Annotated in this window: 10 protein-coding genes; 4 read left to right on the top strand and 6 right to left on the bottom strand. The window is 66.2% G+C overall.

The annotated features are described in order from the left end of the window. Window positions 1–48 precede the first annotated feature (48 nt). Window positions 49–1359, top strand: a complete 1311-nt coding sequence (locus tag ACFWVD_RS07310; RefSeq protein ID WP_379241145.1) for a cytochrome P450 — start codon at window positions 49–51, stop codon at window positions 1357–1359. 55 nt (window positions 1360–1414) lie between these two features. On the opposite strand, the gene ACFWVD_RS07315 is transcribed toward ACFWVD_RS07310, so the two are convergent. From ACFWVD_RS07315 to ACFWVD_RS07335, 5 genes are read right to left on the bottom strand one after another with little or no spacing between them, the layout of a single operon-like run. Next, window positions 1415–1834, bottom strand: coding sequence for a nuclear transport factor 2 family protein (locus tag ACFWVD_RS07315; protein WP_379241146.1), 420 nt, complete (start codon window positions 1832–1834; stop codon window positions 1415–1417). Beyond that, window positions 1831–2721, bottom strand: coding sequence for a TIGR03619 family F420-dependent LLM class oxidoreductase (locus ACFWVD_RS07320; RefSeq protein ID WP_379241147.1), 891 nt, complete (start codon window positions 2719–2721; stop codon window positions 1831–1833). Before ACFWVD_RS07320 ends, ACFWVD_RS07315 begins: the two co-directional genes overlap by 4 nt. After that, window positions 2718–3887: a thiolase domain-containing protein gene (locus ACFWVD_RS07325; protein WP_379241149.1), complete on the bottom strand. Its 1170-nt coding sequence runs from the start codon at window positions 3885–3887 to the stop codon at window positions 2718–2720. The genes ACFWVD_RS07320 and ACFWVD_RS07325 overlap by 4 nt, the downstream gene beginning before the upstream one ends. Beyond that, window positions 3884–4879, bottom strand: coding sequence for a thiolase domain-containing protein (locus ACFWVD_RS07330; protein ID WP_379241547.1), 996 nt, complete (start codon window positions 4877–4879; stop codon window positions 3884–3886). The genes ACFWVD_RS07325 and ACFWVD_RS07330 overlap by 4 nt, the downstream gene beginning before the upstream one ends. A 40-nt stretch (window positions 4880–4919) precedes the next feature. Further along, on the bottom strand, window positions 4920–5885 hold the full coding sequence (locus tag ACFWVD_RS07335) for a Zn-ribbon domain-containing OB-fold protein (protein ID WP_379241150.1): 966 nt from the start codon (window positions 5883–5885) through the stop codon (window positions 4920–4922). A gap of 60 nt (window positions 5886–5945) precedes the next feature. Between ACFWVD_RS07335 and ACFWVD_RS07340 the strand changes: the two genes are divergently transcribed. Together ACFWVD_RS07340 and ACFWVD_RS07345 are read left to right on the top strand one after the other, a co-directional pair. Further along, window positions 5946–6983 carry an LLM class F420-dependent oxidoreductase gene (locus ACFWVD_RS07340; protein WP_379241151.1) on the top strand — a complete coding sequence of 346 codons (1038 nt, stop codon included), beginning with the start codon at window positions 5946–5948 and terminating at the stop codon, window positions 6981–6983. Between the two features lie 21 nt (window positions 6984–7004). Then, entirely contained in the window at window positions 7005–8528 is a 1524-nt protein-coding gene (locus ACFWVD_RS07345; RefSeq protein ID WP_379241153.1) for an acyl-CoA synthetase, read from the top strand. A 3-nt stretch (window positions 8529–8531) separates the two neighbouring features. Here the strand turns inward: ACFWVD_RS07345 and ACFWVD_RS07350 are convergent, their stop codons facing one another. Then, window positions 8532–9527, bottom strand: a complete 996-nt coding sequence (locus ACFWVD_RS07350; RefSeq protein ID WP_379241154.1) for a sigma-70 family RNA polymerase sigma factor — start codon at window positions 9525–9527, stop codon at window positions 8532–8534. A gap of 151 nt (window positions 9528–9678) precedes the next feature. Between ACFWVD_RS07350 and ACFWVD_RS07355 the strand changes: the two genes are divergently transcribed. Beyond that, window positions 9679–10095: a VOC family protein gene (locus ACFWVD_RS07355; protein WP_379241155.1), complete on the top strand. Its 417-nt coding sequence runs from the start codon at window positions 9679–9681 to the stop codon at window positions 10093–10095. Window positions 10096–10211 lie beyond the last annotated feature (116 nt).

Here is a 10211-nt window from a genome sequence, read left to right on the forward strand (position 1 = left end):
CAGGGTGAAACCGCGTGGTTCTTCCGTCGCGGCTACCCCTGTGCTTGAATGATTGTAGAACGTGTTTCAGTTTGTCGAAGGAGACATCTGGTGGTAGATCCGAGCAATGTACGGCCGAACCTCCCGCAGGGGTTCGACGTTACCGACCCCGACATCTACGCCGAGCGTGTTCCGGTGGAAGAGTTCGCCGAACTGCGGCGGTCGGCCCCGATCTGGTGGAACGAGCAGCCGCCCGAGGTCGGTGGCTTCCATGACGACGGCTTCTGGGTGGTGAGCAAGCACGCCGACGTCAAGGAGGTGTCGCGCCGCAGCGATGTGTTCTCCACCTTCGAGAACACCGCGATCCCGCGCTTCAACGACGACATCACCCGCGAGCAGATCGAACTGCAGCGCTTCGTGTTGTTGAACAAGGACGCCCCGGAGCACACCAAGCTGCGCAAGCTCATCGCCAAGGGGTTCACCCCGCGCGCGGTCAACGGCCTGCGCGCGGAGCTGTCGTCGCGCGCGGAGGACATCGTGCGCCGCGCCGCGGAGTCCAACACCGGTGATTTCGTCACGCAGGTGGCGTGTGAGCTGCCGCTGCAGGCGATCGCCGAGCTGATCGGTGTGCCGCAGGAGGACCGGATGAAGGTCTTCGAGTGGTCCAACAACATGACCGGCTACGACGATCCCGAGAACGTCGATATCGATCCGGTGGCCGCGTCGATGGAGCTGCTGGGCTACTCGTATCAGATGGCGGAGGCCCGAAAGGCTTGTCCGGCTGACGATCTGGTGACCACGCTGATCGAGGCCGACGTCGACGGTGAGGCGCTCACCCCCGAGGAGTTCGGCTTCTTCGTCATCCTGCTGGCGGTGGCGGGCAACGAGACCACCCGCAACGCCATCAGCCACGGGATGATCGCGTTCATGGAGAACCCGGACCAGTGGGAGCTGTTCAAGAAGGAACGCCCGGCCACCGCGGTGGACGAGATCATCCGCTGGGCGTCACCGATCACCTCATTCCAGCGCACCGCGCTCGAGGACACCGAGCTGGGCGGCGTGCAGATCAAGAAGGGGCAGCGACTGGTGATGCTGTACCGGTCGGCGAACTTCGACGAAGAGGTGTTCGACGAGCCGGAGAAGTTCGACATCCTGCGCAAGGACAACCAGCACCTGGCCTTCGGCGGCACCGGCGCGCACTTCTGCGTCGGGGCGAACCTCGCGCGGCTCGAGGTCGACCTGATCTTCAACGCGATTGCTGACCATCTGCCCGACATCACGCAGATCGGTGATCCGAAGCGTCTGCGTTCGGGGTGGCTCAACGGGATCAAGGAGCTGCCCGTGGACTACAAGCCGACCGGTTGCCCTGTCGCACACTGATTCACACGCGACAACAGCCCGGTACCGAAAGGTGCCGGGCTGTTGTCGTATTGCGTCAGGATGCGGCGGGACGGGTGGTGGCGACCGCGCGGTCGACCTCCCAGAACGCGCGCAGAGCCGCGATCTTGCCGTCGGCGTTCACCTTGTAGGTGAACACGCCTTCCGCGTCGACGAGGTAACCCGCCAGGGTGGTGCGGATCAGCCCCGTGAACGCGATCTCGTTGCCGCACTCGAACGAATCCTCGAAAAGGAATTCGATGGAGTCGGTCATCGCGATGGCCTTGTCCCAGAACGCGCCGATCGCCTCGTGCCCGCGATGGCCGACGCCCTCGGGATCGAAACCCGAAGGGCCGACCGGATCTTCGACGATCCCGTCCTCGGCGAACAGCGCGACCCACGCGGCACGGTCCTTGGCCCGCACGGCGGCTTGCGAGGCCAGACCCGCAGCGCGCGCGGTCTTTTCGACGGCGGTCATGCTTCTACCTTCGCGATGATGGGGTCGGCGATGTACTTGTCGGCGAAGCGGCGCAGGGAGTCCTGTTTGGCGGCGAGTTCGCCGTCGAAGCCGATGCCGTCGGACAGCCACGGCACCACGATGGTGTCGGTGACGCCCGCGTCGGCGAGATCCTGGTAGCCGCTGCGGCCGAAGCGGTCGATGCACACGGCCTGGATCTCGAAAGGATCTGTGGCGCGGCCGTATTCGGTGCGCAGGTCGCGCAGGGTGGCGATGGTGGTTTCGAGCTGTTCGAACTTCATCATCGCCGAGGTCCAGCCGTCGCCGATGCGGGCCGCGCGGCGCAGGGCGGGGGCGGTGTGGCCGCCGATGTAGAACGGAACCCGTTCGCTGGGTGCCGGGCTGATCTGCAGTTCGTCGAAATTGAAGAACTCGCCATGGAATTCGACCATGCCGCCGTCGAGAACGAGCTTGATGATCTCGATCATCTCGTCGACCCGAGCGCCGCGCCGCGCGTACGGCACCCCGCACCACTCGAATTCTTCCGGCGCCCAGCCGATTCCGACGCCGAAGCCGAAGCGGTTGCCCGAAAGGTTCGCGATCGAGCCGACCTGGCGGGCCAGCAGCAGCGGATTGCGCGAGCCGAGCTTGAGCACATTGGTGTAGAACCGCAGCTTCGTGGTCACCGCGGCCATGGTCGCGGCGGCGATCAGCGGATCCACCCACGGGGTCTCCGGGCCCCAGAAGCGGCTGCCGTCGGGGGTGTACGGGTAGTCCGCGGCCTGCGACTTCATGTAGAACAGCGAGTCGGGCAGGCCGATCGAGGTGAACCCGCATTCCTCGGCCGTGCGGGCCAGCTCGGTGAGCTGTTCCAACGGACTCAGTGCGATCCCGAGAGTGAACTTCATGCCGGACGCTCGCTTCCTACAACCCACATCGAAAAGTATTGGGAGCCGCCGCCATACGCGTGCCCCAGCGCCTTGCGCGCGTCAGGAACCTGGTACGCACCCGCCCGGCCCATCACCTGCTTGGCCGCTTCGGCGAACCGGATCAGCCCCGAAGCGCCGATCGGATTCGACGACAGCACGCCACCCGACGGGTTCACCGGGATCCGGCCGCCGATCTCGGTCTCGCCCTTGTCGGTGAGCTTCCAGCCGTCGCCCTCGGCGGCGAAGCCGAGATTCTCCAGCCACATCGGTTCGAACCAGGAGAACGGTACGTAGATCTCGGCGGCGTCGATCTCCTCGAGCGGATCGGTGATGCCGGCCGCTTTCCACAAGGCCGCGGCGGCGTCGCGGCCCGCCTGCGGATTGACCTGGTCACGCCCGGAGAAGGTGGTGGGCTCGGTCCGCATGGCGGTGCCGTGGATCCACGCGACCTTCTTGCCCTCGGCCTCGACCACCGCGGCGGCCTCGGCATCGCCGATCACCAGCGCGCAAGCGCCATCGGAGGACGGGCAGGTTTCATCGAAACGAATGGGGTCCCACAGCATTTGGGACGCGAGCACCGATTCGAGGGTGATGTCGGGCTGATGCAGGTGCGCGAGCGGGTTCTTCGCACCGTTGCGCCGGTCTTTCACAGCCACCTGTGCACCGATGTGCATAGGCGCGTTGGACCGTCGAATGTAGGAACGCACGTGCGGCGCGAAGTAGCCGCCCGCGCCCGCGCCGACCGGCATGGTGAACGGCACCGGAATCGACAACGCCCACATGGCATTCGACTCCGACTGCTTCTCCCACGCGATGGCCAGCACGCGCTTGTGCACGCCCGCCTGCACGAGGTTGGCCGCGACGATGCCGGTCGAGCCGCCCACCGAACCGGCGGTGTGCACGCGCAGCAGCGGTTTCCCGGCCGCGCCCAACGCCTCGGCCATGTACAGCTCGGGCATCATCACGCCCTCGAACAGGTCGGGAGCCTTGCCCACGACCACGGCGTCGATATCGGCGATGGTCAGCCCGGAATCTTCGAGCGCACGATCGATCGCCTCGCGGCACATGCCCGCCATGGACACGTCGGTCCGCTTTGTCACGTGATGAGTTTGGCCGGTGCCGAGCACGGCGGCGGGGAAGCTCACTGGACCTCCATAACGGCGACCAGATTCTGTTGCAGCGCAGGTCCGCTGGTCGCATGGGCGAGAGTGCGGTTCGCGGCGCCCGACATGATCGCGGCGGCGGCGTGGCCGATGCGTTCCAGGCCCGCCGAGAACATCGGGTTGGCGGCCAACGCGCCGCCGGACGGATTCACCACGGTGCTCGCGGACAGGCCGATCGCCTCGGCCAGGATCAGCTGCTGGTGGCTGAACGGTGCGTGCAGTTCGGCGATGTCGAAAGCGGTGTTGCCGCCGGTCGCCGCCTTCGCTGCCGCGGTGGTGGAGGGGGAGCGGGTCAGGTCGCGGCCGCCGAGTGCCTGGGCGTCGATGTTGTGCGCGATGCCGGTGATCCACGCCGGGCGTTCGCACAGTTCCCTGGCACGGTCGCCGACGGCGAGGACGATGGCGGCGGCACCGTCGGTGATCGGCGCGATGTCGTGTGCGCGGAAAGGATCTGCGACATAAGGGGATTGGAGGTCACCGCCTGCGACAGCCGCCATGTCCTGTTCGGACCACCGGCCCGAGTCCAGTCCGGCCCGTGCTTGTAGTCCGGCGAGCGAGACGGCGTCGACACCGAGGGGCGCAACCAGATACGGGTCGAGCTGCTGCGTCAGGACCTGGCGAAGAGTGCCCGCCGAGGACTTGCCGAAGCCGTACACGAGCGCGGTCTGAGCCTGCCCGGAACGCAGTTTCACCCACGCTTCGTACAGGGCCCAGGCGGCGTCCATCTCCACGTGCGACTCGTTGATCGGCGGGACGGCGCCGATCGCGTCGATCGCGGAGATGAACGAAAACGCCCGTCCCGCCAGGTGATCCGAGGAACCCGAGCACCAGAAGTCGATGTCGGACTTGGTGATGCCGAGGTCGGCGTACAACTGCTGGAAGCACGGCACGAGCATCTCGACGCCGTTGGTGGTGCCGTGGGTTTCGGGCACATGCGGTGCGTGGGCGAACCCCACCACCGCGATCTCGGGCACGGGGGGTGCCGCCGATGCTGATGTGGTCAACGTCGCCTCTCTAGAGGTGGTGCTGGTAGGACTCGTAGGAAGCGTCGGGCTCCCCGGTGGGCCGGAAGTGGTCGATATTGGCCAGCGTGTGACCCCATTCCTCGCGGGGTTTCCAGACCGCCTCGACCCGCATTCCCATCCGCACCTCGCTGGCCTCGCAGCCGAGAATCAGGTGCAGGAACGGGATATCGGCGCCGTCGAGCAGCACGTAGGCGGCCACATACGGCGGCTTGATCCGCTGCCCGAGGAACGGCACATTGACGATGCAGAAGGTGGTCACCGTGCCCTTGTCGGGCAGTTCGACCAGGTCGTTGGTGGGCAGGCCGTTGGTGGGGTTGGCGCCGCGCGGCGGGAAATACACGCGCCCGCCCTCTTCGGAACGGCCGCCGATGAGCTTGCCCTCGGCCAGGCCGCGCAGGTACACGCTCTCCTGCGGGGAAGCGGTGTGCTTGTAGTCCAAGGCGACCGGGGTGGTCAGCATGGTGACCGGGGCCTGCTCGGAATAGTCTGCGGTGCTCGTGCTTTCACCCGGCTCGAAGCAGGCGATGTCCTGGATGCGGCCGGTGCGCTCGTCGGCCCAGCGGGCGCTGACGCGCATTCCGGTGCTGAGCTGGTCGGGACTGTCGACGTCCAGGGCGTGCAGCAGCGTCGTGTCGGCGCCGTCGAGTTGGATCAACGCCCACGCGAACGGCCGGTCGAACGGCTGGCCGGGCAGCGGTTCGGCCACCCACGTCCAGGACCGGACGGTCCCGCTCGCGGCGACCTCGACCAGGTCGGTCAGCGGCGCGCAGGTCAGCGGATCGTATTCGGGTGGCGGCACGAGCACCCGACCGTCACTGCCGCGCACGCCGAAAATCCGGCGTTCGCGCAATCCGGTCAGAAAAGCGCCGATGATAGGTCCGACGGACCTGGTGTAGTCGAATCGCACCCTCAGGGGTGCACTCAATACTTCCACTGCGGTATTCCCCTGGGTCACGATATCGAGTAGAACAGGTTCTTATTCTGCTCGCAAGGATTCGCCGAAAGGGCGCCGATCATGAAATTCGGACTGCAACTCGGATACTGGGGTGCGCAACCCCCCGCCGGCGTCGGCGAGCTGGTGATCGCGGCGGAGGAATCGGGCTTCGACGCGGTGTTCGCGGCCGAGTCGTGGGGGTCCGACGCCTTCGCGCCGCTGGCCTGGTGGGGGTCGTCGACCTCGCGGGTGCGGCTTGGCACCTCGGTGGCGCAGATGTCGGCGCGCACGCCCGCGGCCACCGCGATGCACGCGCTCACGCTGGACCATCTCAGCGGCGGGCGGGCGATTCTGGGGCTCGGTGTCTCGGGTCCGCAGGTGGTCGAGGGTTGGTACGGGCAGCCGTTCGCGCAGCCGCTCAAGCGCACGCGGGAGTACGTCGACATCGTGCGTCAGGTGCTCGCGCGGGAAGCTCCGGTGACCTCTCGCGGCACGCATTACGTGCTTCCGTACGACGGTCCCGGCGCGACCGGGCTCGGGAAATCGCTCAAGCCGATCGTGCATCCCCTGCGTGCTGATCTGCCGATCTGGCTGGGTGCGGAGGGTCCGAAGAACATCGCGCAGACCGCGGAGATCGCCGACGGGTGGCTGGCGATCTACTACGCGCCGCGGCTGGCGGGGATGTACAACGAGTGGCTCGACGAGGGGTTCGCGCGGCCGGGCGCTCGTCGGTCGCGCGCGGATTTCGAGATCGCGGCCAGCGCGCAGGTGGTGATCACCGACGATCCGGCGGCCGAGATCGAGCGGATGCGGTGGATCAGTGCGCTGTACATCGGCGGGATGGGTGCGCCGGAGCTGAACTTTCACGCGCAGGTGTACCGGCGGATGGGGTACGGCAGCGAGGTCGACCAGATCTGCGCGCTGTTCCAGGCGGGGCGCAAGGCCGAGGCGGCCGCGGCGGTGCCCGACGAGCTCATCACCGACACCGCGATCTTCGGCGACGAAGCCCACGTGCGGTCGCGGCTGAAGGAATGGGAGGACGCGGGGGTGACGATGATGCTGATCTCGGTCTCCGATGCCGAACAAATGCGTAGGCTCCAACCCCTTGTCGCCACGTAGAACACGTTCTAAATTCGAGGGGTGAGCCAGCAGACAACGGAAGTCCTCGGACTCTGGAATATCGCCGCGACCGATCCCGAGCGGATCGCCGTGATCGACCCGGACGGCAGACAGATCACCTACCGCGAATTGGCGACCCTGGCCAACCGCTACGCCAACGGACTACGCGGCATCGGATTGCGGACCGGCGATGTCGTTGTCAGCATGCTGCACAACGGAGTCGAGGCGATCGCCGCGTACTTCGCCGCCTACCAGGCGGGGCTGTACATCGTCGCGGTGAACTGGCATCTGACCGCGCCGGAGATCGCCTACATTCTCGGCGACAGTGACGCTTCGGCGTTCCTGGCCAGCGAGCGGTTCGCCGGAACCGCTGCCGAAGCGGCTGACCTGGCCGGATTGCCTGCCGACGCGCGGTTCGCGGTCGGTGCGGTGCCCGGCTTCCGGCCGGTGTCGTGGTTGGGTGCCGCTGATACCGGTCGGCCTTCGGAGCGGTCGGTGGGTGCGCCGATGCTCTATACCTCGGGAACTACGGGGCGGCCCAAGGGAGTTCGTCGTCCGCTCACCGGTGCGGACCCCGATGTCGTGCCCGCGCCGAACAAGGCGTTCTTCAGCCTGTTCGAGTTGGCGCCCTATGACGATCATGTGCATATCTGCGGGTCGCCGCTCTATCACACGGCCGTGCTGAACTTCTCGACCATCTCGATTCAGTTGGGGCACAAGCTCGTTCTGATGGATCGGTGGGATGCCGAGGACATGTTGGCGCTGATCGAGCGGCATCGGGTGACGCACAGTCATATGGTGCCGACCCAGTTCCATCGGCTGCTCGCGCTGCCTGCCGAGGTGCGTGCACGCTACGACGTGTCGTCGTTGCGCAGCATGGTGCACGGTGCCGCGCCGTGTCCGCCGCAGACCAAACGGCAGATGCTCGAATGGTGGGGTCCGGTTGTCACCGAGTACTACGCGGCGACCGAAGGTGGCGGCACGGTGATCAACGGGACCGAGTGGCTGGACAAGCCCGGTTCGGTGGGTAAAGCGTGGCCGTGGTCGGTGATCAAGGTGCTCGACGAGGCCGACGGGACCGAACTGCCCGCGGGCAAAGAAGGTCTGGTCTACATGCGGATGGGGGCCTCCAGCTTCGAGTACCACCATGCGAAGGAGAAGACCGAGGAGTCGCGCGTCGGTGACCTGTTCACCGTCGGCGACATCGGTTACCTCGACGAGGACGGCTACCTGTTCCTCTGCGATCGGCGGTCGGACCTGATCCTGTCCGGTGGGGTGAACATCTATCCGGCCGAGATCGAGGGCGTGCTGATGAGTCATCCGAAGGTCGCCGACGTGGCGGTTCTCGGTGTGCCCGACCCGGATTGGGGTCAGCAGGTGAAGGCGTTCGTGCAGCCGGTCGAGGGTGCCGACGAGTTCACCGACGAATTGCTCGAGTTCGCCGCCGGGCAGTTGGCGAAGTACAAGCTGCCCCGCACGGTGGAATACCGTGCGGAGCTGCCCCGCGACCCCAACGGCAAGCTGTACAAACGCCGCCTGCTGTAACCGTCAGACGGGCTCGCGCCATTCCGGCTCGAGCCCGAACAGCGGGAACAGGCGCTGGGTGTCGAGGAAGAAGTTCAGACCGGCGATGGTGTCGCCCTCGAGCTCGAGCACCGTGATCGACCACGGCACCCACACGCCGGGTTCGTCGCTGGGCTTGTAATGCCCGAAGGCGGGCGAACCGTTGGCCTGCACCGGCACCATTCGCGAGTTGCGGCAGGCGCTGCCCGTGCTGAGCATGAACGCGGCCACGTTCTCCGGGCCCGAGATCCACAGATCGAACGGCGGCATCGACAGTGCCACATCGGCTTTCAGCAACGTCGTGAGCGCGTCCATGTCGTACGCCTCGAACGCCTTCACGAAATCATCGACCAGCTTGACCTGATCGGGATCGGTCTCGTCGAAACTGTCCGCGACAGTCGGCTGCACCTTCGACATGGTGGCCCTGGCCCGCTGCAGCGCGCTGTTCACCGACGCAGGCGACATCATCAACGCCTCGGCGGTCTCACCCGCGGAGAAACGCAGCACTTCGCGCATGATCAGGATCGCGCGTTGGGTGGCGGGCAGATGTTGGCAAGCCGCGACAAAGGCAAGGCGCAGCGTGTCTTTGGTAGACGCGTGGTCGGCCGGATCGGCACCGAAGGCAAGCGCGTTCGGGATCGGCTCGATCCACACGTAATCCGGCTGCGGCATCGGCAGCGGCGAATCCGGGCGGCCGGGACCGTTCAGATCCATCGGTCTGGCGCGGCTTTGTGGACGGTCGAGCATGTCAAGACAGATATTGGTGGCGATCTTGTACAGCCACGACCGCAGACTCGCGCGACCCTCGAAGGAATCGTACGAGCGCCAGGCGCGGGTGAAGGTCTCCTGCACCGCGTCCTCGGCCTCGAACGAGGAGCCGAGCATCCGGTAGGCATACGCGCACAACTCGCGCCGATGCGTCTCGAATTCGGCGAGTACGGCGGGGTCTGGGCCCGTGGTCGCGGTTGTGGCGTCGCTCATAGATTCACGATGCCACAGGGGTCCGACAGCTAACAGGGGTCAGCGCGGACTATCGGGATTTCGCGAAGTTTGCGTGGGTGCGATGAATCCGGATCGGCCGCCGCGTCTACATGAACGAGACCGCACACCACGCCCCGAAAGGCTGATTCCCATGAGCAACAAGATGATCTTCATCAACCTGCCCGTCGCCGACCTCGACCGGTCCAAGGGGTTCTACGAGGCGCTGGGGTGGAAGGTGAACGACGACTTCACCGATCAGAATGCGGCCTGCATCGTGGTCGACGACAACATCTGCTTGATGCTGCTGACCAAGGACTTCTTCACCACGTTCAGCAAGCGGCCGATCGCTGATACGCGGGGTTCGATCGGGGCGGCTTATGCGCTGTCGTTGGGGAGTGCGGGGGAGGTGGATGTGCTGACCGATGCTGCCGTTGCGGCGGGGGCTACCGAGGTGGTCAATGACGACAAGAAGGCGCAGGAGGCTCAGGTGGGGATGCACGGGCGGACGTTTGTCGATCCGGATGGGTACCAGTGGGAGCCGTTTTACATGGAGTACCCGGGGGTTTGAGTCGTCCCAGATTGTTTGGGGCTGTGTTTTTGGAGCGCTGGCGCGCTCGAGCGCGGCCCCTGAGGGGCCGCGAGTTAGCCACCGTTGCTGGAGGCTGCGCCTCGGACGCAACGGCG

It is taken from the genome of Nocardia sp. NPDC058666 (assembly GCF_042714895.1).
GTDB lineage: Bacteria > Actinomycetota > Actinomycetes > Mycobacteriales > Mycobacteriaceae > Nocardia.

Bases quoted from the DNA above. Each gene is read 5' to 3' on its own strand.
- ACFWVD_RS07310 (WP_379241145.1), top strand. From the start codon at position 49: ATGATTGTAGAACGTGTTTCAGTTTGTCGAAGGAGACATCTGGTGGTA.
- ACFWVD_RS07315 (WP_379241146.1), bottom strand. From the start codon at position 1,834: ATGACCGCCGTCGAAAAGACCGCGCGCGCTGCGGGTCTGGCCTCGCAA.
- ACFWVD_RS07320 (WP_379241147.1), bottom strand. From the start codon at position 2,721: ATGAAGTTCACTCTCGGGATCGCACTGAGTCCGTTGGAACAGCTCACC.
- ACFWVD_RS07340 (WP_379241151.1), top strand. From the start codon at position 5,946: ATGAAATTCGGACTGCAACTCGGATACTGGGGTGCGCAACCCCCCGCC.
- ACFWVD_RS07350 (WP_379241154.1), bottom strand. From the start codon at position 9,527: ATGAGCGACGCCACAACCGCGACCACGGGCCCAGACCCCGCCGTACTC.
- ACFWVD_RS07355 (WP_379241155.1), top strand. From the start codon at position 9,679: ATGAGCAACAAGATGATCTTCATCAACCTGCCCGTCGCCGACCTCGAC.